Origin of the sequence: Mesorhizobium calcicola, from assembly GCF_042682105.1 — a bacterium.
GTDB lineage: Bacteria > Pseudomonadota > Alphaproteobacteria > Rhizobiales > Rhizobiaceae > Mesorhizobium > Mesorhizobium calcicola.
Map to the genome: position 1 here is coordinate 73,444 of NZ_JBHUGY010000020.1, position 24,241 is coordinate 97,684.

26 protein-coding genes are annotated in these 24,241 nt (G+C 64.0%); 12 read left to right on the forward strand and 14 right to left on the reverse strand.

Annotated features, from left to right (window positions below):
• Nucleotides 1-225 precede the first annotated feature (225 nt).
• Complete coding sequence (mnmE, locus tag ACFSQT_RS12380; protein WP_379018882.1) at nucleotides 226-1,557, reverse strand: tRNA uridine-5-carboxymethylaminomethyl(34) synthesis GTPase MnmE; 1,332 nt, start codon at nucleotides 1,555-1,557, stop codon at nucleotides 226-228.
• Between the two features lie 60 nt (nucleotides 1,558-1,617).
• Here mnmE and ACFSQT_RS12385 point away from each other — a divergent pair, with 60 nt between their 5' ends.
• Entirely contained in the window at nucleotides 1,618-3,636 is a 2,019-nt protein-coding gene (locus tag ACFSQT_RS12385) for a thioredoxin domain-containing protein (RefSeq protein ID WP_379018884.1), read from the forward strand.
• Nucleotides 3,637-3,873: 237 nt separating this feature from the next.
• Here ACFSQT_RS12385 and rho read toward each other — a convergent pair whose 3' ends face one another.
• From rho to hemE, 3 genes are all read right to left on the reverse strand, one after another.
• On the reverse strand, nucleotides 3,874-5,139 hold the full coding sequence (rho, locus tag ACFSQT_RS12390) for a transcription termination factor Rho (protein WP_112560220.1): 1,266 nt from the start codon (nucleotides 5,137-5,139) through the stop codon (nucleotides 3,874-3,876).
• A gap of 174 nt (nucleotides 5,140-5,313) precedes the next feature.
• Nucleotides 5,314-5,850 (reverse strand): protoporphyrinogen oxidase HemJ, encoded by a 537-nt coding sequence (gene hemJ, locus ACFSQT_RS12395; protein ID WP_379018887.1) that lies wholly within the window; start codon nucleotides 5,848-5,850, stop codon nucleotides 5,314-5,316.
• The gene (gene hemE, locus ACFSQT_RS12400; RefSeq protein ID WP_379018889.1) at nucleotides 5,847-6,881 is read right to left on the reverse strand and encodes a uroporphyrinogen decarboxylase; all 1,035 of its coding nucleotides are present in this window, start codon (nucleotides 6,879-6,881) and stop codon (nucleotides 5,847-5,849) included. Before hemE ends, hemJ begins: the two co-directional genes overlap by 4 nt.
• A 403-nt stretch (nucleotides 6,882-7,284) precedes the next feature.
• Here hemE and ACFSQT_RS12405 point away from each other — a divergent pair, with 403 nt between their 5' ends.
• The 6 genes from ACFSQT_RS12405 (at nucleotide 7,285) to ACFSQT_RS12430 (ending at nucleotide 11,892) form a co-directional block, all read left to right on the forward strand.
• Nucleotides 7,285-8,106, forward strand: a complete 822-nt coding sequence (locus tag ACFSQT_RS12405) for a pyruvate, water dikinase regulatory protein (protein ID WP_379018891.1) — start codon at nucleotides 7,285-7,287, stop codon at nucleotides 8,104-8,106.
• 290 nt (nucleotides 8,107-8,396) lie between these two features.
• Nucleotides 8,397-8,996, forward strand: a complete 600-nt coding sequence (locus ACFSQT_RS12410) for a Maf-like protein (RefSeq protein ID WP_379018893.1) — start codon at nucleotides 8,397-8,399, stop codon at nucleotides 8,994-8,996.
• A complete protein-coding gene (locus tag ACFSQT_RS12415) occupies nucleotides 8,989-9,831 on the forward strand; it encodes a shikimate dehydrogenase (protein WP_379018895.1) in 843 nt (280 codons plus the stop codon). Before ACFSQT_RS12410 ends, ACFSQT_RS12415 begins: the two co-directional genes overlap by 8 nt.
• The gene (gene coaE, locus ACFSQT_RS12420) at nucleotides 9,828-10,421 is read left to right on the forward strand and encodes a dephospho-CoA kinase (RefSeq protein WP_379018897.1); all 594 of its coding nucleotides are present in this window, start codon (nucleotides 9,828-9,830) and stop codon (nucleotides 10,419-10,421) included. The genes ACFSQT_RS12415 and coaE overlap by 4 nt, the downstream gene beginning before the upstream one ends.
• 276 nt (nucleotides 10,422-10,697) lie before the next feature.
• Nucleotides 10,698-11,402, forward strand: coding sequence for a DNA polymerase III subunit epsilon (gene dnaQ / locus ACFSQT_RS12425; RefSeq protein ID WP_379018899.1), 705 nt, complete (start codon nucleotides 10,698-10,700; stop codon nucleotides 11,400-11,402).
• Nucleotides 11,403-11,604: 202 nt separating this feature from the next.
• Nucleotides 11,605-11,892: a GIY-YIG nuclease family protein gene (locus ACFSQT_RS12430; protein WP_379018901.1), complete on the forward strand. Its 288-nt coding sequence runs from the start codon at nucleotides 11,605-11,607 to the stop codon at nucleotides 11,890-11,892.
• A 204-nt stretch (nucleotides 11,893-12,096) separates the two neighbouring features.
• Here ACFSQT_RS12430 and secB read toward each other — a convergent pair whose 3' ends face one another.
• A complete protein-coding gene (gene secB / locus ACFSQT_RS12435) occupies nucleotides 12,097-12,597 on the reverse strand; it encodes a protein-export chaperone SecB (protein ID WP_056585530.1) in 501 nt (166 codons plus the stop codon).
• Nucleotides 12,598-12,722: 125 nt separating this feature from the next.
• Nucleotides 12,723-13,223: an FxsA family protein gene (locus ACFSQT_RS12440; protein WP_379018904.1), complete on the reverse strand. Its 501-nt coding sequence runs from the start codon at nucleotides 13,221-13,223 to the stop codon at nucleotides 12,723-12,725.
• Nucleotides 13,224-13,457: 234 nt separating this feature from the next.
• On the opposite strand from ACFSQT_RS12440, the gene ACFSQT_RS12445 reads away from it, so the two are divergent.
• Genes ACFSQT_RS12445 through ACFSQT_RS12460 form a run of 4 tightly spaced genes read left to right on the forward strand, consistent with a single transcriptional unit; the run spans nucleotide 13,458 to nucleotide 16,199 of the window.
• Nucleotides 13,458-14,165: a Tim44/TimA family putative adaptor protein gene (locus tag ACFSQT_RS12445; protein WP_379018906.1), complete on the forward strand. Its 708-nt coding sequence runs from the start codon at nucleotides 13,458-13,460 to the stop codon at nucleotides 14,163-14,165.
• A 27-nt stretch (nucleotides 14,166-14,192) separates the two neighbouring features.
• Complete coding sequence (gene mltA, locus ACFSQT_RS12450) at nucleotides 14,193-15,293, forward strand: murein transglycosylase A (RefSeq protein WP_379018908.1); 1,101 nt, start codon at nucleotides 14,193-14,195, stop codon at nucleotides 15,291-15,293.
• Nucleotides 15,290-15,820, forward strand: coding sequence for a Smr/MutS family protein (locus ACFSQT_RS12455; RefSeq protein ID WP_379018910.1), 531 nt, complete (start codon nucleotides 15,290-15,292; stop codon nucleotides 15,818-15,820). The genes mltA and ACFSQT_RS12455 overlap by 4 nt, the downstream gene beginning before the upstream one ends.
• Before the next feature lie 10 nt (nucleotides 15,821-15,830).
• Nucleotides 15,831-16,199 carry a helix-turn-helix domain-containing protein gene (locus ACFSQT_RS12460; protein ID WP_379018912.1) on the forward strand — a complete coding sequence of 123 codons (369 nt, stop codon included), beginning with the start codon at nucleotides 15,831-15,833 and terminating at the stop codon, nucleotides 16,197-16,199.
• A 154-nt stretch (nucleotides 16,200-16,353) separates the two neighbouring features.
• Here ACFSQT_RS12460 and ACFSQT_RS12465 read toward each other — a convergent pair whose 3' ends face one another.
• From ACFSQT_RS12465 to ACFSQT_RS12480, 4 genes are all read right to left on the reverse strand, one after another.
• On the reverse strand, nucleotides 16,354-16,590 hold the full coding sequence (locus tag ACFSQT_RS12465) for a hypothetical protein (RefSeq protein WP_379018914.1): 237 nt from the start codon (nucleotides 16,588-16,590) through the stop codon (nucleotides 16,354-16,356).
• A 334-nt stretch (nucleotides 16,591-16,924) separates the two neighbouring features.
• Complete coding sequence (locus tag ACFSQT_RS12470; protein WP_379018916.1) at nucleotides 16,925-17,542, reverse strand: transglutaminase-like cysteine peptidase; 618 nt, start codon at nucleotides 17,540-17,542, stop codon at nucleotides 16,925-16,927.
• A 207-nt stretch (nucleotides 17,543-17,749) separates the two neighbouring features.
• Nucleotides 17,750-19,027 carry a polyhydroxyalkanoate depolymerase gene (locus ACFSQT_RS12475; RefSeq protein ID WP_379018918.1) on the reverse strand — a complete coding sequence of 426 codons (1,278 nt, stop codon included), beginning with the start codon at nucleotides 19,025-19,027 and terminating at the stop codon, nucleotides 17,750-17,752.
• A gap of 287 nt (nucleotides 19,028-19,314) precedes the next feature.
• On the reverse strand, nucleotides 19,315-19,680 hold the full coding sequence (locus tag ACFSQT_RS12480; protein ID WP_379018920.1) for a septal ring lytic transglycosylase RlpA family protein: 366 nt from the start codon (nucleotides 19,678-19,680) through the stop codon (nucleotides 19,315-19,317).
• Nucleotides 19,681-19,989: 309 nt separating this feature from the next.
• On the opposite strand from ACFSQT_RS12480, the gene ACFSQT_RS12485 reads away from it, so the two are divergent.
• Nucleotides 19,990-20,166, forward strand: coding sequence for a hypothetical protein (locus ACFSQT_RS12485; protein WP_379018922.1), 177 nt, complete (start codon nucleotides 19,990-19,992; stop codon nucleotides 20,164-20,166).
• Nucleotides 20,167-20,359: 193 nt separating this feature from the next.
• On the opposite strand, the gene ACFSQT_RS12490 is transcribed toward ACFSQT_RS12485, so the two are convergent.
• From ACFSQT_RS12490 to ACFSQT_RS12505, 4 genes are all read right to left on the reverse strand, one after another.
• Nucleotides 20,360-21,151 (reverse strand): ATP-binding cassette domain-containing protein, encoded by a 792-nt coding sequence (locus ACFSQT_RS12490; protein ID WP_379018924.1) that lies wholly within the window; start codon nucleotides 21,149-21,151, stop codon nucleotides 20,360-20,362.
• 9 nt (nucleotides 21,152-21,160) lie between these two features.
• Nucleotides 21,161-21,937, reverse strand: coding sequence for an ABC transporter permease subunit (locus ACFSQT_RS12495; protein ID WP_379018926.1), 777 nt, complete (start codon nucleotides 21,935-21,937; stop codon nucleotides 21,161-21,163).
• Nucleotides 21,934-23,088, reverse strand: coding sequence for an FMNH2-dependent alkanesulfonate monooxygenase (gene ssuD, locus ACFSQT_RS12500; RefSeq protein ID WP_379018928.1), 1,155 nt, complete (start codon nucleotides 23,086-23,088; stop codon nucleotides 21,934-21,936). Before ssuD ends, ACFSQT_RS12495 begins: the two co-directional genes overlap by 4 nt.
• Before the next feature lie 72 nt (nucleotides 23,089-23,160).
• Entirely contained in the window at nucleotides 23,161-24,057 is an 897-nt protein-coding gene (locus ACFSQT_RS12505) for a sulfonate ABC transporter substrate-binding protein (RefSeq protein WP_379019420.1), read from the reverse strand.
• Nucleotides 24,058-24,241: the final 184 nt, after the last annotated feature.

The window sequence follows — 24,241 nt, forward strand, 5'->3', positions numbered from 1 at the left end:
TCCGCGACCTTTGGCCGTAGGAGGCAGCGGCGCAGAATTTTGAACCGTGGCAACGCTTCAAGCTCACGGCATGGATTATGGTCTGCGCCGCGTCGCTTCGCTCCTTGCTCCGCCATAGGATGACGATGCGGTTGGTGTTTCCCGTCAGTCAAAAGAGGACAAGCGTGAGTATGCGTCACCGTCGACGATCCTACGCAATTCAACCAAGTGATTGTTTCACGTGAATCACTTGCCAATGCAGAACTGCGCGAAAATCACGTCCAGCATGTCCTCGACATCGATGGCGCCGACGATTCGGCCCAGGTAGTCGGCGGCGAGCCGCAGTTCCTCGGCGCGCAATTCCTGGCCGATGGACTGGCCGTCCGTCGCACGGCGCAGGTGCCGGTTGGCCTCGCCGAGCAGTTCAACGTGGCGCAGGCGTGACGGCAGGATATCGCCGGCGCTGCCCGCAGCACTCGCCGCGCGGCGGCCGATTTCAGCCAGCAATGCCTCGACACCCGTCCCATCCATAACCGAGATGGCGTGATCGTAGCGCTTGCTCGCGTCACGAGCCGCGTGGCCATCCAACAGGTCGAGCTTGGTGCCGACGCGCAAGGCCGGTATCGCCCCCGGCGGGGAATCGACCTCCTTCCGGTCCGCAACGTCCTGCAGCAGCAGCAGGAGATCGGCGCGGTCAGCTTTGGCCCTCGCCCTCTCGATGCCGATCGCCTCGACCTTCCCCGCAGCATCGCGCAAGCCGGCAGTGTCGGTCAGTCTGACGCGCAACCCTTCGAGATCCAGCACCACTTCGAGCAGATCGCGAGTCGTGCCAGGCTCATCCGTTACAATAGCGGCATCGCGCCGCGCCAAGGCGTTGAACAGGCTCGACTTGCCGGCGTTGGGGGCCCCGAGGATGACGACCTCGAACCCGTCGCGGATGATCTCGGCGGTGCGAAATCCGGCCATGTGCCGGTCGATCTCGGCGATCATCGTCCGCACGTCAGACCAGACCGTATCCGAAACGGAACCCGGCACATCGTCCTCATCGGCAAAGTCGATCTCGGCCTCGATCATGGCGCGCGCGTGGATCAGCCGGCGACGCCAGCCGAGATAGAGTTCACTCTGCACGCCTTCCGCGTTCTGGACCGCGAAGCGCCGCTGCGCCTCGGTCTCGGCGTTGACGAGATCGGCCAGCGCCTCGGTTTCGACCAGGTCGACCTTGCCGTTGAGAAAGGCGCGGCGCGTGAATTCGCCCGGCTCCGCGTGCCTGACACAGCCAAAACCGGTGATCGTCTCCAGCATTTTTGCCACCACGGCGCGTCCGCCATGGACATGGAATTCGGCGACATCCTCGCCGGTAAAGCTTGCGGGCGCGGGGAAAAAGACAACCAGGCCGTTGTCGAGCACGCTTCCATCCGGCGCCCTGAGCTTGCGCAACGCCGCCGCCCGCTCCTTAACCATGCCGCCGGCAATCGTTTCGACTACGAATCGAGTCCGAGGGCCGGAAATGCGGATGACGGCGACGCCGGCGGGAAGCCGGCCGCTCGACAGCGCGACAATCGAATCACTTGAAATCATTTGCCCGCTCTGATGAACCGCCCTAGCCTTTCGCTATCGACACCGTGAATCGAGTTGCCCGTGACCTTGCCCGCGCAAAACCTGCTTGCCGAAGAAGCCAGCCCCTATCTGCAACAGCACAGTGGCAACCCCGTCCATTGGCGGGCGTGGTCGCCGGCGTCGCTGGAAGAGGCGAGAGCCCTGGACAGGCCGATCCTGCTCTCGGTCGGCTATGCCGCCTGCCACTGGTGTCATGTCATGGCGCACGAAAGCTTCGAGAACGACGACGTCGCCGCCGTCATGAACCGTCTGTTCGTCAATATCAAGGTCGACCGCGAGGAGCGCCCGGACATCGACCAGATCTACATGGCGGCTTTGTCCTCGATGGGCGAGCATGGCGGCTGGCCGCTGACGATGTTCCTGACGCCGGACGGCAAGCCGTTCTGGGGCGGCACCTATTTTCCGCGCGAGCCGCGCTACGGCCGCCCGGGTTTCATCCAGGTGATGCAGGCGGTGGACAAGGCCTGGCGGGAGAAGCGGGCGAGCCTGAACGAGAGCGCCGAAGGCCTGACCACGCATGTCGAGGCGCGGCTCGCCGGTTCGCATGCGGCAACAGCGCTCGACCGAGACACGCTGGAAAACCTAGCCAAAGGCATCGACGGCATGATCGACCGCGATCTCGGTGGTTTGCGCGGCGCGCCGAAATTCCCGAATGCCCCGTTCATGCTCACACTCTGGCTGTCCTGGCTGCGCGACGGCAACGCCACGCATCGCGACGACGTCCTGCTCAGCCTCGACCGGATGCTTTGCGGCGGCATCTACGACCATATTGGCGGTGGGCTCAGCCGCTACTCGACCGATGCCGAATGGCTGGTGCCGCATTTCGAGAAGATGCTTTACGACAACGCCCAGCTCGTCCGCTTTTGCAACTGGGCCTACGCGGCGAGCGGCAATGATCTGTTCCGGATCCGAATCGAAGAGACGGTAGACTGGCTGCTGCGCGAGATGCGCGTTGACGGCGGTGCCTTCGCCGCCAGCCTCGACGCCGACAGCGACGGCGAGGAGGGGCTGTTCTACGTCTGGAGCAGCCAAGAGATCGAAGCCGCGCTCGGCGAAGATTCCGCGTTGTTTTCCAAGCACTTCGTGCTATCCAGCCCGCATGGCTGGGAGGGCAAGCCGGTTCTTCATCAAACCCGCTCGCAGCAATCCCAGAGTGTGGCCGAGCGTGAAAAGCTCGTGCCGCTCAAGGCGAAGCTTCGCGCCGTTCGGGAAGAGCGGGTCAGGCCGGGCCTCGACGCCAAGACCCTCACCGACTGGAACGGCCTGATGATCGCAGCGCTGGCCGAGGCCGGCCGGTCGCTGGCGCGGCGCGACTGGATCGACGCGGCGGCAAAGGCCTTCGCCCATATCAGCGCCGCCTGCCGCGACAGCCGCTTGCCGCATTCGATGCTCGGCGCCAGGAAATTGTTCCCGGCCTTGTCCAGCGACTATGCCGCCATGACCAATGCGGCGATCGCGCTGTTCGAAGCCACCGGCGACTGGAGCTATGTCGAGCAGGCCGGCCGGTTCATCGAGCAGCTCGACCATTGGCATGCCGATGCCGAAGGGACCGGCTACTATCTCACCGCTTCCGACAGCACCGACGTGCCGATCCGCATCCGGGGCGACGTCGATGAAGCCATTCCTTCCGCCACCGGCCAGATCATCGAAGCCCTCGTGCGGCTCGCTTCCGTCACCGGCGATCTCGATTTGCAGGAGAAAGCCTGGAAGGTCGCCGAGCATGCCGCCGGCCGGGCCGCGCAGCAGGCCTACGGCCAGGCCGGCATCGTCAACGCCTGCGCGCTGGCGATCGAGCCGCTTAAGCTGGTGCTGATCGATGATTTGACCAGTCCCGGACTTGTTCCGGTTGCGAATCGAAATCCGGATCCGCGTCGGGTCGACATTGTCGTGACAATTGGTTCGGAAACGAATCGACCCATGCTGCCCGGGGGAATCCTGCCGCCGACGGACAGGCCGGGTGCGTGGCTTTGCACGGGGCAGGTTTGCCTGCCGGTGATGACGGATGCTGAAGAGTTCGACCGGTTGTTGCGGCGGCGGTAATCAGGCTGCATCTGACCGCTTCGCCTTGCTTCAAAGCGCTGGCGCTGCCCCTCACCTGCCTGCCGGCATCCTCTCCCTGTATAGTGACGGGGAGAGGGGCGCTGTCACAGGCGGCTTCGCCAAATATCAGCGTTGCAAGAAAGGCGCCAGCGTTGCGGCCAGCCTCTTTCTCCCCGTCACTATACGGGGAGAAATGCCCGGCAGGGCAATGAGGGGCAGCGCCAACCTTCGCGCCCCTTACGTGTTCATCGAATCGAAGAAGTCCGCATTGGTCTTGGTTTGCTTCAGCTTGTCGATCAGGAACTCGATCGCGTCGGTGGTTCCCATCGGCGCCAGGATGCGGCGCAGCACGAAGATCTTCTGCAGATCCTGCTTGGAGACCAGAAGGTCCTCCTTGCGGGTACCAGACTTCAGGATGTCCATGGCCGGATAGATGCGCTTGTCGGCAACCTTGCGGTCGAGCTGGATTTCGCAGTTGCCGGTGCCCTTGAACTCTTCAAAGATGACTTCGTCCATGCGGCTGCCGGTATCGATGAGTGCGGTGGCAATGATGGTCAGCGAGCCGCCTTCCTCGATGTTGCGCGCGGCGCCGAAGAAGCGCTTCGGGCGCTGCAGCGCGTTGGCGTCGACACCGCCGGTCAGCACCTTGCCGGATGACGGCACCACGGTGTTGTAGGCACGGCCGAGGCGGGTGATCGAATCGAGCAGAATGACGACATCGCGGCCGTGTTCGACCAGGCGCTTGGCCTTTTCGATCACCATTTCGGCGACCTGCACGTGGCGCACCGCCGGCTCGTCGAAGGTCGAGGAGATCACCTCGCCCTTCACGGAGCGCTGCATGTCGGTCACTTCTTCCGGCCGCTCGTCGATCAGAAGCACGATCAGATAGCATTCCGGATGGTTGGCAGTGATCGAATGCGCGATGTTCTGCATCAGAACCGTCTTGCCGGTTCGCGGCTGCGCATTGATCAACGCGCGCTGTCCCTTGCCGATCGGCGCCACCAGGTCGATCACGCGCGGCGAGATGTCCTTGCTGGTCGGATTGTCGATCTCCATCTTCAGCCGCTTGGTCGGATAAAGTGGCGTCAGATTGTCGAAGTGTATCTTGTGGCGGATCTTTTCGGGATCGTCGAAATTGATGGTGTTGACCTTGAGCAGCGCGAAATAGCGCTCGCCCTCTTTCGGGCTGCGGATCGGCCCTTCGACCGTATCGCCGGTCTTCAACGAAAAGCGCCGGATCTGCGACGGCGAAATATAGATGTCGTCGGGACCTGGCAGGTAATTGGCATTGGCCGAGCGCAGGAAGCCAAACCCGTCCTGCAGCACTTCGACCACCCCGTCGCCGATGATCTCGATCTCCTGGGCGGCCAGTTTCTTCAGGATCGCAAACATCAGCTCCTGCTTGCGCATGACGCTGGCGTTTTCGACCTCGAGCGATTCGGCATAAGCGATCAGCTCTGGCGGTTTCTTGTTCTTGAACTCGGCGAGTTTCATTTCTTGCATAGACGGACCTTGAATAGATGGAGTCTGGGTAAGCTTTGGGAAAATATCGGCGGGATGCGACAAATGCCGGGCGCGGCCGAAAGCAATGACAGGCGGCGCATGACGGGAAGGAAGACCCGTCTTTTATCGTCGGTTGGGTGAAAGAGCAAGCTACGTTTTGAGGGCCACGATGGCCTAGAACGGCTTGACGACAACCAGGACCACAATTGCAATCATCAGCAATGTGGGGATCTCGTTGACCATCCGCCAGTGCTTCGCGGGCTTTTCATTGCGATCCTCGGCAAATTTGCGCACCGCGCCCGCCAGATAGCCATGAACGGCGGACAGCAAGAGCACGGCACCGATCTTGGCATGCAGCCAGCCGCCCTCGAAACCAAAGCCCTTCCAGGCGAGCCACAGGCCGAACACCCAGGTGACGATCATCGCCGGATTGACGATGCCGCGCAGCAGGCGCCGCTCCATCACCTTGAAAGTCTCGGACTGCACCGAGCCCTTCTCGGCATCGGCATGGTAGACCAGCAGCCGCGGCAAATAGAGCATGCCGGCCATCCATGAGATGACGGCCAGGACATGGATCGCCTTCGCCCAGGGATAAAAACTGTCGGGCGCGACGAAATACAAAAGTGCCGTGAGAACGATCAGGGCACCGATGCCTGATATCATGCGCATCATTGCCTGGCCGGTGCTGTTCGTGTCGTTCGACTGGGTCATCGGCGTGTCGCGCTCCGCACCATTTTCACCATTGCCTCGACATGGGCTATCGGCGTCTCCGGCGTGATGCCGTGACCGAGATTGAAGATCAGCGGTCCATCTCCGAGCGCCGCCAGGATGGCCTCGACACCATCGGACAGCGCTTTGCCGCCAGCCACGAGCCGCAAGGGATCGAGATTGCCCTGGACCGCACCCGAGCGCTGCAAATCCTTCGCCGCCTCCAGGGGCACCGTCCAGTCGATCCCCAGACCCGTCACCTTGGTCTCCTGGCGATAGGTCTGGTAGCGCGCGCCGGCCCCCTTGGGAAAACCGACGATCGGAACATCGGGATGGACGGCCCGAACCTGCCGCACGATCTCCGCCACCGGCTGCACGCAGAACTGTTCGAAGGAAGCGTCATCGAGCACGCCGGACCAGGAATCGAAAATCTGCACCACATCCGCACCGGCTTCGATCTGACGGATCAGATAGGCGGCCGAATGATCGGCAAGCACCTTGAGCAGCTGCCGGAAGGCCGCCGGCTCGCGATACGCGAACAGCCGCGCCGGCGCCTGGTCGGGCGTGCCATGGCCGGCAATCATATAGGTCGCCACCGTCCACGGCGCGCCGCAGAAGCCGATCAGCGTCGTCTCGTCGGGCAGTTTCGCCCGCAGCCGGCGGACCGTCTCGTAGACCGGTTCGAGATTCACGTGAAACGTTTTGCTTTCCAGAGCCGCAATCTCGGCCGCGGTGATCGGCGTCAGCAGCGGGCCACGCCCCTCCTCGAAGCGCACGTCGCGGCCAAGCGCATGCGGAACGACAAGGATGTCCGAGAACAGGATCGAGGCATCGAAGCCGAAGCGCTCGATCGGCTGCAGCGTCACTTCGACGGCAAGGTCGGGATCGTAGCAAAGGTCGAGGAACGAACCGGCGCGTCTGCGTGTCTCCCGATACTCCGGCAGGTAACGCCCGGCCTGACGCATCATCCAGAGCGGAGGCGGGAACACCGTCTTGCCCTTCAGGACGTCCAGCATGATCCGGTTCTGGGGCATCGAGCGCTCGCTTGTCCAGCCTCCCTATAATCAAAGATTCTTATATCTAAGATTCTTCTGATTCTAAGAGTCTGTTGGTTGTGGTGGTTGTCACCTGTCCCGCTTTGCTGCGGAAAACACCAGCCAGCATATTGTCGCGCGCTTGCCTTTCCAAACTGTAGGGTTCTGGGGACAGTCGGGAATCCATCACTGGAGTCAAGGCGTTACGAGACACCGGGAAAAGCCTGCCCTGTGGACGGACGAGAGACAAAAGAAGCCGTCCCCAGACTTGTCCCCAGCCGCCCGACGAAGCTGACAGCGCAACGAATTGTGGACAAACCGCCATCTGATACAGTCGCCTGTGACCGGGCCGTTTTTCCATCCCGCTTTATCCACAGCCGCCCACAGCCCCAGGTGACCCCTTGTGAACAAACCCCAGAGCTTCTTCCACCTGCACCTGATTTCCGACGCCACCGGCGAAACGCTGCTCGCCGCCGGCCGGGCGGCTTCGGCGCAATACAAGGATGCGCGTGCCATCGAGCATATCTACCCGCTCATCCGCACCGAAAAGCAGGTGGCGAAAGTGTTCGAGGACATCGAGGAGGAGCCGGGCATCATCCTCTATACCGTCGTCGACCAGAAGCTGGCGCGCGGCATCGACGAGCGCTGCGCCACCATGGGCCTGCCCTGTGTGTCGGTGCTGGAGCCGGTGCTGACCGTGTTCCAGTCCTATCTCGGCACGCCGGCCGGCCGCCGCGTCGGCGCCCAGCATGTCCTCGACGCCGAATATTTCCGCCGCATCGATGCGCTCAATTTCACCATGGAGCATGATGACGGCCAGCTGCCGGCCAATATGGACGATGCCGACATCGTGCTGGTCGGCATCTCGCGCACGTCGAAGACGCCGACCAGCATCTATCTCGCCAACCGCGGCATCAAGACCGCCAACATTCCCATCGTGCTCGGCGTGCCGGTGCCGGAAAGCCTGGTCAACGCCAAGACGCCGCTGATCGTCGGACTGATCGCCACCGCCGAGCGCATCTCGCATGTCCGGCAAAACCGCATCCTCGGCAACAGCAGCTCTTACGAGGCGAGCGACTATGTCGACCGCGCCGCCATCACCGAGGAACTCGCCTACGCCCGCCAGATCTGCACACGCCATGGCTGGCCGATGATCGATGTCAGCCGCCGCTCGATCGAGGAAACGGCGGCGGCCATCGTTGCCCTGAGGGGGAAGTCGAGATAAATGAGCGAAAAGTGAGTTTTCCGAGCCTTCTCTAGCCGAAAGTCGATGCTGCCCCTCACCTGCCTGCCGGCATCCTCTCCCCGCATAGTGACGGGGAGAGGGGCGCTGCCATCGATGGTTTCGCCAATCGCCAGCGTAGCCGGAAACAACGCCTGCTCTGGAGCTGCCCCTTTCTCCCCGTCTCTATACGGGGAGAAATGTCCGGCAGGACAATGAGGGGCAGCGCGAACTTTGCAGACTAGAGTTGTTGATACTCTAACCGCGCCTGTGTCAGCGCCCGAGTGCAAACCATGACCGAAAAAATCATCCTTGCCTCTGGCAGTCCGTTCCGCAAGGCGATGCTCGTCGATGCCGGCGTCGATGTCGAGGCGGTGGCGGCCGATGTCGACGAGCGCGCGCTCGAGGCGCCCTTGCAGGACAGCGGTGTTTCACCCGAGGATGTCGCCCTGGTGCTGGCCGAGGCCAAGGCCTCCGAGGTCAGCGAGCGCCGGCGTGGCGCGCTGGTGCTGGGTTGCGACCAGACGCTGTCGCTCGGCGACGAGGTCTTCCACAAGCCGGTCGACATGGAAGGTGCGCGCCGTCATCTGCTGGCGCTGTCGGGCAAGACCCATCAGCTCAACAGCGCCGCCGTGCTGGTCCGCGATGGCGCGGTGCTGTGGCGGTATGTCGGGATTGCCAGCATGACCATGCGCAAGCTCGACCCGGCCTTCATCGGCCGCCATCTGGCCCGCGTCGGCGCTAGGGCGCTGGCCAGCGTCGGCGCCTACCAGGTCGAGGCCGAAGGCATCCAGCTGTTCGAGAAAATCGAGGGCGACCATTTCACCATTGTCGGCCTGCCGCTGCTGCCACTTTTGGCCGAACTTCGTGATCTCGGGGCGATCGATGGCTGAGGCGTCGAAAAAGGCCTTCGTCACTGGCCATCCGATAAAACATTCGCGCTCGCCGAAGATCCATGGCCACTGGCTGGCCAAGCATGGCATCGACGGCAGCTATCAGGCCATCGACGTGGCGCCGGAGGATTTCGCCGAGTTCCTGCGGACGCTGCAGGCGAATTTCTATCGTGGCGGCAATGTCACCATCCCGCACAAGGAGGCCGCCTTCGCGCTGGTCGGCCGCCGCGATCAGGCCGCGCAGGAGATCGGCGCCGTCAACACGCTGTGGTTCGAGGATGGCATTTTGTGGGGCGGCAACACCGACGCTCACGGCTTTGCCGCCAATCTCGACGATCACGCGCCGGGCTGGGCGAGCAACGGCCCGGCGGTCGTGCTCGGCGCCGGCGGCGCGTCACGCGCCGTCATCCATGCGCTGAAGGAACGCGGCGTCGCCGACATCCGCATCGTCAACCGCACGCTGGCCCGGGCGCAGGAATTGCGCGATCGTTTCGGCGCCGGAGTCTCGGCGCATGGCATGGCGGCGACCGGCGAACTGCTTGCCGATGCCGGCCTGCTGGTCAACACCACGGCGCTCGGCATGCATGGCAATGAGGCCCTCGCCGCCGATCCGGCCCTGCTGCCGGACCACGCCATCGTCAGCGACATCGTCTATGTGCCGCTGGAAACGCCGCTGCTTGCCGCGGCGCGGGCGAGAAAGCTGAAGACCGTCGACGGTCTCGGCATGCTGCTCAACCAGGCTGTTCCCGGCTTCGAGCGCTGGTTCGGCGTCAGGCCGCGGGTGACGGCCGAACTGCGCGCGCTCATCGTCGCCGATCTGGCGCCGAAACCATGATCGTGCTCGGCCTCACCGGCTCGATCGGCATGGGCAAGTCGACGACGGCGAAGATGTTTGCCGAGGCCGGCGTGCCGGTTCACGATTCCGACGAGGCGGTGCATCGCCTCTATGCCGGCAAGGCGGCGCCCCTGGTCGAGGCGGCCTTTCCCGGCACGACGATTGCCGGCGTGGTCGATCGCGCGAAGCTTGGCGAGCGCGTGCTCGGCGACAGTGCCGCGCTGAAGCGGCTGGAGGCCATCATCCATCCGCTGGTGCGCGCCGATGCCGATGCTTTCCTTGCCCGCAACCGCGCCGCCGGCGCGCCGATTGCGGTCCTCGATATCCCGCTGCTGTTCGAGACCGGTGGCCGCAACCGCGTCGACAAGGTCGTCGTCGTCACCGCACCGGCGGAAGTGCAGCGTCAGCGCGTGCTGGCGCGGCGGGGCATGACCGAGGACAAACTGGCGTCGATCCTGGCCAAGCAGGTGCCGGATGCTGAAAAACGCCGTCAGGCCGATTTCATCGTCGACACCGGGGAAGGGATGGACGCCGCCCGCGCGGCGGTCGCCGCGATTGTTGCGGAACTGTCCGGGGTCGGCGGGCACTGACCCCTTCGCCAGGGATATCTGTTCAGAAAAACAGTGCGCGATGACAGCGCTGCCCCTCATCGCCCTGGCCGCAACGCCGGCGCTTTTTTCTTCAGCGCTGAAAGTTGGCGAAGGCAGTGATGAAAGCGCCCCTCTCCCCGTCTCTATACGGGGAGAGGATGCCGGCAGGCAGGTGAGGGGCGGCGCAAACCTGTTGTGATTGCCTCAGCCATCGCAGTTCCCCATTGCCATTTTGTTCCGGTCTCACGATTCTGCTCGCCTGGAGCGACTGATTCGATGCGTGAGATCATCTTCGATACCGAAACCACCGGCCTTGATTCGCGCGACGACCGCGTGATCGAGCTTGGCGGCATCGAGCTGGTCAACCGCTTTCCGACCGGAAAGACCTTCCACCACTATATCAATCCTCAGGGGCGCGCGATCCACGCCGAAGCGCAGGCGGTTCACGGCATCAGCATGGCCGACCTCGCGGGCAAGCCGACCTTTGCCGAGATTGCCGAGGAATGGCTCAACTTCATCGACGGCGCCAAGCTGGTCGCCCACAACGCGACGTTCGATGTCGGCTTCCTCAATGTCGAATTCGGTCGCCTCGGCCACCCGGTCATCGACAATGGCCGTGTCGTCGACACGCTGGCGCTGGCGCGCCGCAAGCACCCGATGGGCCCCAATTCGCTCGACGCGCTCTGCCGGCGCTACGGCATCGACAACACAAGGCGCACCAAGCACGGCGCCCTGCTCGATTCCGAGTTGCTGGCCGAGGTCTATATCGAGCTGATCGGCGGCAAGCAGGCCGCCCTCGTCCTCGACAGTGCGACGGCGCCGGCGCAGGGCGGCGAGAATGTCCGCCAGATCGAAATCATCGTCAGCCAGCGCCCGGCGCCCCTGCCGCCGCGCCTGACCGAGGCCGAGCGCAACGCCCACGCCGGCATGGTCGCCACGTTGGGCGAGAAGGCGCTGTGGCTGAAGGTTATGGGCAACTAGCGGCGACTTGGAGGCTGGGCGGCAGCGAGGTTGGTAGCCCAAACCTCGGAGGTTGGCCGAAGCGCTCCTCACGTTCGTCATCCTAGGGCGAAGCAGGAGCGAAGCGACGTCGCGGAGACCCTAGGATCCATGCCGTGACGTGCGCCGAAGAATGCTGCGCATCAGAATGTTCTTCTGGCGAATTGCCCGGTAGCCTTGGCTCATGACCGGCTATGTCTACATGACCGCGAGCCAGAAGGGTGGCACCATCTATATCGGCGTCACCAACGATCTCGGCCGCCGCATGCCAGAGCACAAATCTGGTGAGGGTTCGCGTTTTACAAGTCGCTACGGCGTTCAGCGGCTGGTCTGGTACGAAGAATATTTCGATATCACCGATGCCATCCAGCGCGAGAAATCGCTGAAGCGTTGGCCGCGTCAATGGAAGATCGAACTGATCGAAAAGGCCAATCCGCAGTGGTTCGAGCTGTTTCGCGGTACGGGATGGTAGCGCGGTCGATCCTGGACCGCTTTGGTCCGTCGCAGACGTCACGGCATGGATCCTAGGGTCTCCGCGACGTCGCTTCGCTCCTGCTCCGCCCTAGGATGACGAAGGTATGGGAGTCTCGGGCCAATCGCAGATGTTGGAGACTGACGCTCAAACAAAAGCCCGGCACAAGGCCGGGCTTTTCAAACGCTAACGCGACACCTGGCCTCAGCTCACCTTGACCTTGGACGCCGCCTGGTCCTCGGCCAGCTTCTGCTGGAACATCTGCGCGAAATCGATCGGGTCGAGCATCAGCGGCGGGAAGCCGCCATTGCGCGTCGCCTCGGCGATGATCTGCCTGGCGAACGGGAACAGCAGGCGCGGGCATTCGATGAACAGGATCGGCAGCATGTGTTCCTGCGGGAAGCCGCTGATCGCGAACACGCCGCCATAGACCAACTCGACATTGAACAGCACTTCCTGGTCGAAGGAGGCCTTGGCGTTCAGCGTCAGGTTGACGTCGAACTGCTTGTCGGAGAGCGGGTTGGCGTTGACGTTGACATTGATGGCGATGCCGGGCGCCTTGTCGCGGCCGCGCAGCGAATTCGGCGCGCCGGGGCTTTCGAAGGACAGATCCTTCACATATTGCGCCAGAACGTTGAGCGACGGCTGCGCCGCATTGCCGTTTCCATTGGCTGCGCCGACGGGCGCGTCATCTTTGCTTGCCATAAGCCTTTGTCCTCTTTGCCTGGGCAGCATCGCTGACCGAATTGAAATCGGGCGTTCGCTACCATGGTCGGCATGACAAGACAAGGTTTGCCGCCTTGCTTCTCCGTCCGGATATGAGGGAGCCCCTACTCGTCCTTGAGGCGGCGCCAGGGAGAGTTGTGGTCCGGGCCGCGCGCATAGTCATCGCTGCGCGAATAATCGCCATCGTCGAGGTCGATGGTCTTGTCGCGTTGCCGGCCGCGGAAGCCGCCGGTGCTGAAACTGGTGGCGAGCACGACACGGCTCTTCAACGTCCGCCAGGCGAGGTCGCGGACCGGCGGCAGGAACAGCAGCAGGCCGATGATGTCGGTGATGAATCCGGGGATGATCAAAAGGATCGCCGCCAGCACGATCATGGCGCCATGCGCGAGCTGCCGGCTCGGATCGCGGCCGGCGTCCATCTCGGCCCGGATCCGCGTCATGACGCTGAAACCCTGGTGCCGGAGCAGCAAGGCGCCGGCGATGCTCGACGCCAGCACCAGGCCGACCGTCGCCAGCGCGCCGACCTGGCGCCCGACAACCACGAAGCCGGCGATTTCCAGCAGCGGCAGCGCGAGGACAAAAAGGGGAAGGAACGAAATGCGCAAAGTCTTTGCCGACCCTCTAGATTGTTTTGGCCTTTCGATCGGTATGGCCAATTCCTGGTTTTGGTCGCCGGCGAGCAATCGCCGCTGGCACTGAGCGTGTTAGATAGGTATGCCTGCCTTTGATTTGAATGATTGCGCCTTGCGTTCTATATGCTTTGAATGTTGAACGCTATGCGACCGTGGCCCCTTGGCCAGACGGTCCGGCCACAGGGCAGGGATTGATTGGCGGAAGATATGGGATTCTTCGACTTCGGCACGATTTTCTTCCTGATTGCGGCGGTGGTCATCTTTTTCCAGCTGCGCAATGTGCTGGGCCGTCGCACAGGCAGCGAACGGCCGCCCTTCGATCCCTATACGGCCGCCCGCACCGGCGACAAGGATGCCGCCCAGAAACCCGAAAACGTCGTTTCGCTGCCGCGCAAGCGGTTGCCGGGCGAGCCGGCGGCCGACACCTATGCGGCCATCGACGCCTTCGCCAAGCCCGACACCGACCTCAACAAGGGTCTGCGCACGATCAAGGACAATGATCCGTCCTTCGACCCGAAGGGTTTTGTCGACGGCGCCAAGATGGCCTATGAGATGATCGTCATGGCCTATGCCGACGGCGACCGCAAAACGCTGAAGAACCTGTTGTCGCGCGAGGTTTTTGACGGCTTTGTCGCCGCGATCGGCGAACGCGAGGCCAAGGCGGAAAAGATCCAGTCGTCTTTCGTCGGCATCGACAAGGCCGATATCGTCTCGGCCGAGATGAAGGGCGGCGAGGCGCATGTCACGCTGCGCATCATCAGCGAGCTGATTTCGGCGACCCGCGACAAGGCCGGCGCCGTCATCGACGGCGATCCCGAAACGGTGGCCGAGGTCAAGGATGTCTGGACCTTCGCCCGCGACACACGCTCGCGCGATCCGAACTGGAAGCTCGTCGCCACCGAGGAAGAAGACTGAACCCGGGATAAGCGGCGAGGCTCCGCGGTGTCGCTATCGCCTCTCTTTGTCGCCAGGTCTTTTGCTGATCTCCCCGGCTGGGATGACGACGACCATCTGGCGGCCTTCGCCGCCTTTCGCCGTTCCGCCTTTCACGTCCTGACCAAGCCCTATCGCAGCGGCGCGCTCGGCGTCGACTTCGATGCCTTTGCCGAGGCCTACGCCGAGGCCCGCTTTGTTTCGCCGGCGAATCGGTCGCAGGCACGCGCCTTCTTCGAGCGTCACTTTGTCCCGATGAATATCCGCGCCGAGACTGTCGGCCTCGTCACCGGCTTCTACGAACCGCAAGTCGAGGCGTCGCCGGTGCGGACGGACCGGTTTCCGGTGCCGCTGCTGTCGCGTCCAGCCGATCTCGTCGATGTCGACGACGCCAACCGGCCGCCGGGCATGGACCCTTACCTCGCCTTTGCCCGCCAGACGCCTGAAGGACCGGTCGAGTATCCCGATCGTGGCGCCATCGAGCGCGGCGCGCTCGACGGCATGGGCCTGGAAATCGCCTGGCTGGCCGACAAGGTCGATGCCTTCTTCATCCATGTGCAGGGCGCGGCCAGACTGAACATGACCGACGGCCGGCTTCGCCGCGTCACCTATGCCGCCAAATCCGGCCAGCATTTCACCGGACCCGGCAAGGTCTTGAGCGAATTGGGAGAGATCCCGCTGGCAGAGGTGACGATGCAGTCGATCCGCGCCTGGTTCAAGGCGCATCCGGACCGTGTCGACGAGATCCTTTGGCAAAACCGCTCCTACATCTTTTTCCGCGAGGCTGATGTCGAGGACGCCGCCCTTGGTCCGATCGCCGCCGCCAAGGTGCCGCTGACGCAGGGCCGCTCTATCGCCGTCGACCGCCTGCTGCACACATTCGGCACGCCGTTTTATATCGACGCGCCATCATTGACCGCGTTCGACGCAAAACCGTTCCGGCGCCTGATGATCGCGCAGGACACCGGTTCGGCCATCACCGGGCCCGCGCGGGGAGATCTCTTCGCCGGTTCAGGCGATGCGGCCGGCGAGATCGCGGGCGTCGTGCGCAATGCGGCCGATTTTCATGCGCTTGTGCCGCGTGGCCTCATTTCGGGTACGAATCGATGACTCGGCGCTCGGACAAGCTCAGCGAGGACGACCGGGTGCTGTGGAACCTGGTGGCGCGCACCGCCAAGCCGCTCAAGGGCAGGATTGCCGTCGATATTCCCGACATCGCGGCCGAGGCCAGGCCGACGCCGGCGCAACCGGCCCAGCCGATTGCCAATCAGGCCGGCGCGGCAAAGCCGAAGACGCAGCATGTCGCGCATGCGCTCGACGAACCGACGCTGGACAAACTGTCGAAAGGCCGGCTGCCGATCGAGGGCCGCGTCGATCTGCACGGACTGACCCAGGACGAGGCCTATTCGCTGCTGTTCTCGTTCCTGCATCGGGCGCATGCCGGCGGCATCCGCTACGTGCTGGTCATCACCGGCAAGGGCTCGTCCTCGGGCGGCGACGGTGTCTTGCGGCGCGCCGTGCCCGCCTGGCTGTCGACGCCCGCCTTCCGGCCGCTCGTCTCCAGCCACGACCATGCCGCCCGCAATCATGGCGGTTCCGGCGCGCTCTACATCCGCCTGCGGCGGCAGCGTGCATGAGGACGCCCGAATGACCCCGTTCGGCGAGAAGCTGCGCGCGCTCAGAGGCGAACGCGGTGTCAGCCAGAAGGACATGGCGGCGGCGATCGGCGTCAGCGCCGCCTATCTGTCGGCGCTGGAGCATGGCCGGCGCGGTGCGCCGACCTGGACGCTGATCCAGAAGATCATCGGCTATTTCAACATCATCTGGGACGACGCCGAGGAACTGGCGCGGCTGGCCGAAGCTTCGCACCCGCGTGTCAAACTCGACACGTCGGGCCTCAGCCCCGCCGCCACCGAACTCGCAAATCTCTTGGCCGAGAACATCGAGAAACTCGACGAGGCGGAGCTGCGCCGCATCACCGCGTCGATCCGCGCCGCGCTGGGCCGCCGGGGGTAACCGGCGCTGGACAAAGAGATAGAGCGGTTCGACGTTTCCGTGAAACGATGAACCGCTCTGGCGGCGGTGCGCCAGGGGCGCGCGTTCCCTCTGCTCGCGCCCCGGCGTTCGCCTCATGTGAAGAGCTGCCCGCCGGCCGGCAGCTGCGGTGAGATCATTTTTTGCCGGCCGTGCCGCCCTTGTCTCCCCGGCCGCCCTTGTTTCCATGGTCGTGGCCGTCATTGCCACCGCCCAGGCAGTTCGAGTCGCCGACCCCGCAACAGCGTCCGCTCCACAGATCGTTGGTCGGCGTCTTGCCGCAGCCTGTGATGGTCTGATCGGCCAAAGCGGATCCGGCCAGGGCCGATAGCGCGACGGCGGCGAGAAGTGCGTTTCGCAAAAGTGCAGTCATCCGAAGTCTCCATGGTTGGTTTGCGTCCACAGCCATGTGTCGGCGGCTGGGAGGAAATGGTTCATGGAGAAATGCGGATTGTTGGAGGCGTGCACGAAGCGCAGAGCTTGCAGCGTCGCGCTGCCCCACATCCGCCTGCCGGCACCTTCTCCCCGTATAGTGACGGGAGAAGGGACTGGCCGCGACGTTGGCGCCATATCGCGACGACGACAATTGGGTGAGTCAGTGATGAGAGCGTCTTTCTCCCCGTCTCTATACGGGGAGAAATGTCCGGCAGGACAATGAGGGGCGGCGCCGAGTTCCGGTATCTACCGAAAGTAGCTGAACACGCGCGCTACTGCACCGCGCCGACCAGCACCTGCTGGCCACCGCGGATCGAGACCCAGCGGCCGGTGTTGTCGATTGCCTGCCGCTTGAGGAAGCGGTAGCCGGTCTGGTCCCACGGCCTGACCTTGTCGTTCAGGTTGTCGAGCACGTAGTCGCCCTTGTCGGTGCGCACCGTCAGCACCGCATGGCCCTCGCCGTCCGGCTTGCGCACGACGGTCATCAGCAGGTCGGCAAGCGATATGCCCATGCGGGACAGCTGGCGCCGCTTTTCCAGCACATAGTCCTCGCAGTCGCCAACGCCCTTGTCGGGATAGGCCCAGACCTCGTCCTTGCCGTAGATATCCATGTCGCTCATCGGCTTGACGGCGGCGTTGACCCTGGCGGTGACGTTGATCAGCTTGCGCATCAGCCCGTCGGTCATCGCTGCGGGCGCCAGATTGCTCGGGCGGATCGAGCATTCGCCCGCATGAAGCTTGCAGAAATCATAGTGGCCGATCGGCTGCGAGGTGAGGCCCCCGGTCGCCATCGCTCCGGCCGCCAAGGCCGGTGCCACCCAGCCTCCCGTTACTGCCAGCCCGGCTGCCACGCACAAGCGCAGCTTTCGCCCTAGTGGTGAGGAAGTCATTGTCCCCGCTCGCCCCTTTGTTATTAACGAAAGGTTAAGGGGGATTTACAGTCCGTGTCAATTACGATGACGGTCAGATTTGTGGCATGGTTACCCGAGCGGCAGGACAGCGGCACTTGTGCAACAGAATCGGCCGGCCGGCCGGATTTCGCTGGCCAATTGGCCATTATCTCGCTGCCGGCCTATCTCTTGATGTCGCCGTAGCGACTATCTCTTGGCGACGCGGACCAGTTTCGGCTTCACCGCGACACGGTCCTGGCGGCCATAGCTGGTGATGAAGTCGACGATGCGCGGCACGATTTCGGAGCGGAAGCGCGAGCCGTTGAACACGCCGTAGTGGCCGACCGCCGGCTGCATGTAGTGAGCCTTCTTGTCGGCGGGGATGTTGACGCACAGATCATGCGCCGCCTTGGTCTGGTCAAGGCCGGAAATGTCGTCGTTCTCGCCTTCGACGGTGAACAGGGCGACGTTGCGGATATCGGACGTGTCGATCCTGGTGCCGCGATGCGTCATCTCGCCCTTGGGCAAGGCATGGCGCACGAAGACGGTGTCGACGGTCTGCAGGTAGAACTCCGCCGTCAGATCCATGACAGCCATATATTCGTCGTAGAAATCGCGGTGCTTCTCGGCATTGTCGCCGTCATTCTTCACAAGGTGCATGAAGAAGTCCTTGTGGGCGATGATGTGGCGGTCGAGATTCATGCTCATGAAGCCGGACAGCTGCAGGAAGCCGGGATAGACCTCGCGGCCGAAGCCCGGCACCGGCCAGGGCGCCCGCATCACGACATTCTCGCGGAACCAGTCGATGCCCTTTTCCTCGGCCAGGAGATTGACCGCGGTCGGGTTGCGGCGGGTGTCGATCGGCCCGCCCATCAAGGTCATCGTCGAGGGCACGAAGGGGTCGCCGCGCGATTCCATCAGCGCCACGGCGGCCAGCACCGGCACCGAAGGCTGGCACACCGCCATCACATGCGTGTCTGGCCCCAGCGTGTGCAGCATGTCGATGATGTAATCGATGTAGTCATCGAGATCGAAGCTGCCTTCGGCGAGCGGCACCATGCGGGCATCGACCCAGTCGGTGATGTGCACGTCGGCATGGGGCAGCATCGCTTCGACCGTGCCGCGCAGCAGCGTCGCGTAGTGGCCCGACATCGGCGCCACGATCAACAGCTTCGGATCCGGCCGGCGCCCTGCAGGCGCGTCGCGTTCGAAACGCACGAGATCGCAGAACGGCCGCGACCACACGGTCTTTTCGGTGACCTCGACGCTCTTCCAGTCGACCACGGTCTTGTCGAGGTCGAATGTCGGCTTGCCGTAGCGGCGCGTGGTGCGTTCGAACAGTTCGGCCGTCGCCGCGACCGAACGGCCCCAGGCCGTATGCGAAAACGGATTGAGCGGATTGGTGTAGAACAGGCGCACCGCGTCGGCGTAGACGCGCGCGGGCTGCACGGCGGCGTGGTTCATTTCATAGAGCTGGTAGAACATTAAGGACCCCGCTGCTGCTGCGACCGAAGGGACGACGAGCAGCGCCGAGCCTCAAATGTCTCGCGGCGAGGTTAACAACTAATTGCTGCGATGCAATACGTCATGTGGCGTGACAAATGCATCTTTCGTCCAATGCCCTGAAAATTCGGCCTGAACGGCGCAGCCGGCTCACTGTGCTTTGCGAAGTGTGTACGAAATGTGTCCGGCCTTGGCGCCGGACACCCGATCATGATCCCGAAAAGTGGATTGCGGTTTTCGGAAAGGTCATGGTCCGAGTCATAGCCAGTTCAAACGCGCGCCATGCAGACGGCGGTGTGGCCGGAACCGATAAATCCGAGCTGGCCCGCCGCACCCTTCGACAGGTCGAGCACGCGGCCCCTGATGAACGGGCCGCGATCGTTGATGCGCACGACGACGCTGCGGCCGTTGTTCTGGTTGGTCACCCGAAGCTTGGTGCCGAAAGGCAAGGTGCGGTGGGCGGCGGTCAGCGCCGACGGGTTCATGCGCTCGCCCGATGCGGTCCTGGAGTGCAGCGCGTACCAGGAGGCGCGGCCGCACTGGCCGGCGGCGTTTGCCGAGGTGGTGGAAGCGCCGACCATGAGGCCAGCAACGACCGTTACCGCGACAAGCGCGGTCTGTTTTGCGTTCTTCATATTTGGGGGATGGCTCCGTTTTTGACAGACCCCAGCCGTTAGGTACCAAATAAGGCGGCAAATGCGGCAAGCATCTGGCGGTTCCATGGCAAAGGTACACGTTTGGAGTCGCCGGGTAACAGTCTGTTAGGGATTTTCGGCAGGCGGATGATCAATTTCCGATGATCTTCGTGCCAAGATCAGCGACTTGTTTGACAAGATCGAACGTTGATATCCAAGTAGAAGTGAGCGCGGTCGGGTCCCTTCCTTCGGTTCTTTCATCGCGCCCACAACGCCGCAACCGATCGACTTCGAAAGGGAGATCCGTCAATGAGACTGACCAAAAATCTGCTGGCGCTGATCGTGGTCGCCATCGGCGCGCTGTGGTCGCTGCAGGGCGCCGGCGTGATCGGCGGCAGCTTCATGACCGGCCAGTCGCAATGGCTCTATGTCGGCCTCGTCACCATGCTGGTCGGCCTGGTGGGACTGGTATGGGCGAACCGGTAGAGCTTCGATGAAAGGGTCGACCACCACTCCGTCGAGCTTCGCTCGACACCTCTCCCCCGATCGACGGGGAGAGGAAAGGCGCGAGCTTAAGCGAGGTTGGCGCCCTTCCTCTCCCTCCGGAGGGGGAGAGGTGTCGAGCGAAGCTCGACGGAGTGGGGGAAGCCGCTCCTCAATCGCGCCGCCCCCGACAGACCTACCCGAACAGCCGATCCAAAATCCTGCCTTCGAGGCGGGCAAGCTCGACCGAACCGCGCCGGCGTGGCCGTTCCACCGGCACATCGAGGTCGAGCGCGATCTTGCCGGCGCTGATCACCACCACCCTGTCGGCGAGCGCGACCGCCTCGGCGACATCATGGGTGACCAGAACAGCGGTGAACTTCTGGGCGAGCCAGATGCGTTCCAGAAGCTGCTGCATCTCGATGCGGGTCAGGGCGTCGAGCGCGCCGAGCGGCTCGTCGAGCGCCAGGATCTGCGGGTGGCCGACCAGCGCGCGGGCCAGTGCCACGCGCTGCTTCTGGCCGCCGGACAATACCGATGGCCATTCGTCGGCGCGATCGGCGAGCCTGATCTCGCGCAGAATGGCGAGCGCCCGCTGCCTTGCGTCCGCGGCGGAGGCGATGCCGGTCAGCCCGACCTCGACATTTTTCACCACACGGGCCCACGGCAGTAGCCGCGGCTCCTGGAACATGAAGCGCGTGCGGCTGTGGCCTTCCTCTGCCGAGCCGAATGTCAGCGATCCGGCTGTCGGCCGGTCGAGCCCGGCCAGCAGACGCAGCAGCGTGCTCTTGCCGCAGCCGCTCTTGCCGATGACGGCGACGAACTGGCCGACCGGCACGTCGAGGTCGATGCCGTCGAGCACGGTCTTGTCGCCGAAACGTTTTCCTGCGCCCCTGAAGGCAAAGGCGCGCGGTTTCTCCTCGATCTGCTCCGGCTGCAGCGGGGTGGCGACAAACGAACGGACGGCGGCGAGGTTGGCTGCGGGCATCGAGGAGCCTCAAGCGTTCTGGAAGGCGGGATGCCAGCCGAGCGACAGCCGCTCGAGCAGGCGGGCGAGGCTGTCGGCCAGCTTGCCGAGCAGCGCGTAGATCAGGATCGACAGCACGACGACATCGATCAGCAGGAATTCGCGCGCCTGCATCGCCATGTAGCCGAGGCCGGAACTCGCCGAGATGGTTTCGGCGACGATCAGCGTCAGCCACATGATGCCCAAGGCATAGCGCAGGCCGACGAAGATCGCCGGCAGCGCGCCGGGCAGGATCACCCGGAAGAACAGGGCCGGGCGGTCCATGCCGTAGACGCGGCCCATCTCGACCAGCTGCGGGTCGACGCTCTGGATGCCGAGCAGCGTATTGACATAGATCGGAAAGAACACGCCGAGCGCCACCAGGAACAGTTTTGCCTCTTCGTCGATGCCGAACCACAGGATGACCAGCGGGATCAGCGCCAAATGCGGAATGTTGCGGATCATCTGCAGCGTCGTGTCGGTCAGGCCACGGCTCAGTGTCGACAGCCCGTTGGCAAGGCCAAGCGCAAAGCCGATCGAGCCGCCAACGGCGAAGCCGGCAAGCGCGCGCGCCGTGCTGACGCCGATGTTGCGGATCAGCTCGCCCGACAGCGTCAGCCGCCAGAAGGCCTCGGCGACGGCACTTGGCGCCGGCAGCACGTTGGGCGGCATGACGCCGGCGCGGCTGGCGATTTCCCAGCCGGCGATGACCAGCACCGGCAGCAGCCAGCCGATGCCGTTCCTGTGGAGGCGCGCAGAAAAGCTCATGACGCGGCCTGCAGGCGGGCGGCGCCATGGAAGCCGACCGAGAATTCGTTGGCGATGTCTTCGCGCGCCCTGAGCCGCCTGCTGCCGAGCCCGAGCTTCGGAAACAAAAGCTCGGCGACGCGATAGGCTTCCTCGAGGTGCGGATAGCCCGAACCGATGATGGTATCGATGCCGATCGCCTGGTATTCGCGGATACGCTCGGCGATCTGCTCCGGCGTGCCGACCAGCGCCGTGCCGGCGCCGCCGCGCACCAGCCCGACGCCGGCCCACAAATTGGGCGAGACGACCAGCCGGTCGCGGCGGCCGCCATGCAGTTCGGCCATGCGGCGCTGGCCGACCGAGTCCATCTGGTTGAGGAAGCGCGCCTGCGCATTTTCGATCTGGGCATCGGTGACATGGCTGATCAGCCGGTAGGCGGCGCGCCAGGCTTCGTCCTCGGTTTCGCGAACGATGAAGTGCAGCCTGATGCCGAAGCGCAGCGTGCGGCCGCGCAGCGCTGCCTTGCTGCGTGCCGAGGCCAGTTTCTCGGCCACCTGCGCCGGCGGCTCGCCCCAGGTCAGATACATGTCGACGAGATCGGCGGCGAGGTCTTGGCCCGCATCCGACGACCCGCCGAAATAGAGCGGCGGCCGCTCCTGCAGCGGCAGAAGGTCGAGGCGGCCGTTCTCGACGCGGTAGTATCTGCCGTCGAAATTGACGCGTTCGCCCGACACCAGTCCGCGCCAGATGGTCAGGAACTCGTGCGCCTGGGCATAGCGCTCGTCATGCGGCAGGAAGACGCCGTCGCCGGCGAGCTCGGTCGGGTTGCCGCCGACCACGACATTGAGCAGCAGCCTGCCGTTGCTCAGCCGGTCGAGCGCCGCCGTCTGGCGCGCGGCGAAGGTCGGCAGCGTCACGCCGGGCCGCAGCGCGACGAGGAATTTGAGTTTTTCGGTCAGTGTCGCGAGGCCCGTCGCGGTGATCCAGGAATCCTCGCAATTCTGCCCGGTCGGCAGCAGCACGCCGGGAAAGCCGAGCCGGTCGACCGCCTGCGCGATCTCCTTGAAGTAGCCGAACTCGGGCGGCCGCTGCTGTTGCTCGGAGCCGAGATAGGAGCCGTCGCCATGCGTCGGGATGAACCAGAAGAAATCAAGCGGTGTGGAGCTGGTCATGGATGGATCTCCTGGACAGGCGAAAACGGGAAGCGGCGCCGGGCGGTCTCACCCGGCGCCGCCTGGACAAAATCAATTGCCGGGTGCGGTCCACACCGCGTCGGAAATTCGCACCGCGTTCGGGATCAGCCCGAGTTTGTAGAAGCGGTCGGCGGTTGCCTGCTGGCTGGCGATGATCTCGTCGGTGATTGGAAAGATGCCGAATTTGGTGCGGTTGGCGGCGATGGTCTGCGCATCGAGCGGCACGCCGGTCACCTCGTGCAGCGCCGCGGCCACCTTGTCGCGGTTCTGGTCCGCCCATTTCGCCGCCTCGCCAAGGGCGGCGATCGTCGTAGTGACGATTTCGGGATGCGCCTTGGCGAAATCCTTGTTGGCGAGGAAATAGGTGTTGACCTTCAGCACCTCGCTGGAGCGGGCGAGCACGCGCGGCTGGTAGCGGGTTTCGGCGATGGCGAAGAACGGGTCCCAGACGGTCCAGGCATCGATCTGGTCGCTGGCGAAGGCGGCCGCCGCATCGGCCGGGCTGAGATAGACCGGCGTGATCTGGCCGAAGGGGACGCCGGCCTTTTCCAGGGCGGCGACGAGCAGATTATGCGCGCTGGTGCCCTTGCCGACGCCGACGCGCTTGCCCTTGAGGTCGGCGACCGACTGGATCGGCGACGCCGGCTTGACGAAGATCGCCTCGCCGTCGCCGTTGGACGGCAGTGCCGCCGCATAGACGATGTTGGCGCCGGCCGACTGGCCGAAGATCGGCGGTGCGTCGCCGGTCCAGCCGGCATCGATGGCGCCGACATTGAGCGCCTCGACCAGCGGCGGACCGGCGGTGAACTCGACCCACTTGACCGTGACACCCTTGTCGCTCAGCGCCTTTTCGATCACCTGCTGCTGCCTGGCGATCACCGGCAGCCCGGTCTTCTGATAGCCGATGCTGAACTGCTTCAACTCCTGCGCCGCGGCGCCGAACGACATCGCAACGCTCGCCGCCAGCAGGCCGATGCCGAAAACACGTCTCGTTAGATTGAACATGATCCTCTCCTTCAATGCGGATCGGCGTCGGGAAAGTCCCCGCCGGGTGGAAGATGGATCAGGCTAGGTAGGTCTATAAACTTAGTAGAGAAATGGTTTTGCGAGTTGATGGCGCAGCGTGAAATAT

Excerpts from the sequence above, each read along its gene's own strand:
- ACFSQT_RS12410 (WP_379018893.1), top strand. The coding sequence starts at position 8,397 with ATGACCGAAAAAATCATCCTTGCCTCTGGCAGTCCGTTCCGCAAGGCG.
- ACFSQT_RS12485 (WP_379018922.1), top strand. The coding sequence starts at position 19,990 with ATGAGACTGACCAAAAATCTGCTGGCGCTGATCGTGGTCGCCATCGGC.
- ACFSQT_RS12430 (WP_379018901.1), top strand. The coding sequence starts at position 11,605 with ATGACCGGCTATGTCTACATGACCGCGAGCCAGAAGGGTGGCACCATC.
- ACFSQT_RS12455 (WP_379018910.1), top strand. The coding sequence starts at position 15,290 with ATGACTCGGCGCTCGGACAAGCTCAGCGAGGACGACCGGGTGCTGTGG.
- secB (WP_056585530.1), bottom strand. The coding sequence starts at position 12,597 with ATGGCAAGCAAAGATGACGCGCCCGTCGGCGCAGCCAATGGAAACGGC.
- ACFSQT_RS12460 (WP_379018912.1), top strand. The coding sequence starts at position 15,831 with ATGACCCCGTTCGGCGAGAAGCTGCGCGCGCTCAGAGGCGAACGCGGT.
- coaE (WP_379018897.1), top strand. The coding sequence starts at position 9,828 with ATGATCGTGCTCGGCCTCACCGGCTCGATCGGCATGGGCAAGTCGACG.
- hemJ (WP_379018887.1), bottom strand. The coding sequence starts at position 5,850 with ATGACCCAGTCGAACGACACGAACAGCACCGGCCAGGCAATGATGCGC.
- mnmE (WP_379018882.1), bottom strand. The coding sequence starts at position 1,557 with ATGATTTCAAGTGATTCGATTGTCGCGCTGTCGAGCGGCCGGCTTCCC.
- ACFSQT_RS12445 (WP_379018906.1), top strand. The coding sequence starts at position 13,458 with ATGGGATTCTTCGACTTCGGCACGATTTTCTTCCTGATTGCGGCGGTG.
- ACFSQT_RS12470 (WP_379018916.1), bottom strand. The coding sequence starts at position 17,542 with ATGACTTCCTCACCACTAGGGCGAAAGCTGCGCTTGTGCGTGGCAGCC.
- ACFSQT_RS12475 (WP_379018918.1), bottom strand. The coding sequence starts at position 19,027 with ATGTTCTACCAGCTCTATGAAATGAACCACGCCGCCGTGCAGCCCGCG.
- hemE (WP_379018889.1), bottom strand. The coding sequence starts at position 6,881 with ATGCCCCAGAACCGGATCATGCTGGACGTCCTGAAGGGCAAGACGGTG.
- ssuD (WP_379018928.1), bottom strand. The coding sequence starts at position 23,088 with ATGACCAGCTCCACACCGCTTGATTTCTTCTGGTTCATCCCGACGCAT.
- ACFSQT_RS12495 (WP_379018926.1), bottom strand. The coding sequence starts at position 21,937 with ATGAGCTTTTCTGCGCGCCTCCACAGGAACGGCATCGGCTGGCTGCTG.
- ACFSQT_RS12415 (WP_379018895.1), top strand. The coding sequence starts at position 8,989 with ATGGCTGAGGCGTCGAAAAAGGCCTTCGTCACTGGCCATCCGATAAAA.
- dnaQ (WP_379018899.1), top strand. The coding sequence starts at position 10,698 with ATGCGTGAGATCATCTTCGATACCGAAACCACCGGCCTTGATTCGCGC.
- ACFSQT_RS12465 (WP_379018914.1), bottom strand. The coding sequence starts at position 16,590 with ATGACTGCACTTTTGCGAAACGCACTTCTCGCCGCCGTCGCGCTATCG.
- rho (WP_112560220.1), bottom strand. The coding sequence starts at position 5,139 with ATGCAAGAAATGAAACTCGCCGAGTTCAAGAACAAGAAACCGCCAGAG.
- ACFSQT_RS12505 (WP_379019420.1), bottom strand. The coding sequence starts at position 24,057 with ATGTCGTTCGGCGCCGCGGCGCAGGAGTTGAAGCAGTTCAGCATCGGC.
- ACFSQT_RS12480 (WP_379018920.1), bottom strand. The coding sequence starts at position 19,680 with ATGAAGAACGCAAAACAGACCGCGCTTGTCGCGGTAACGGTCGTTGCT.
- ACFSQT_RS12490 (WP_379018924.1), bottom strand. The coding sequence starts at position 21,151 with ATGCCCGCAGCCAACCTCGCCGCCGTCCGTTCGTTTGTCGCCACCCCG.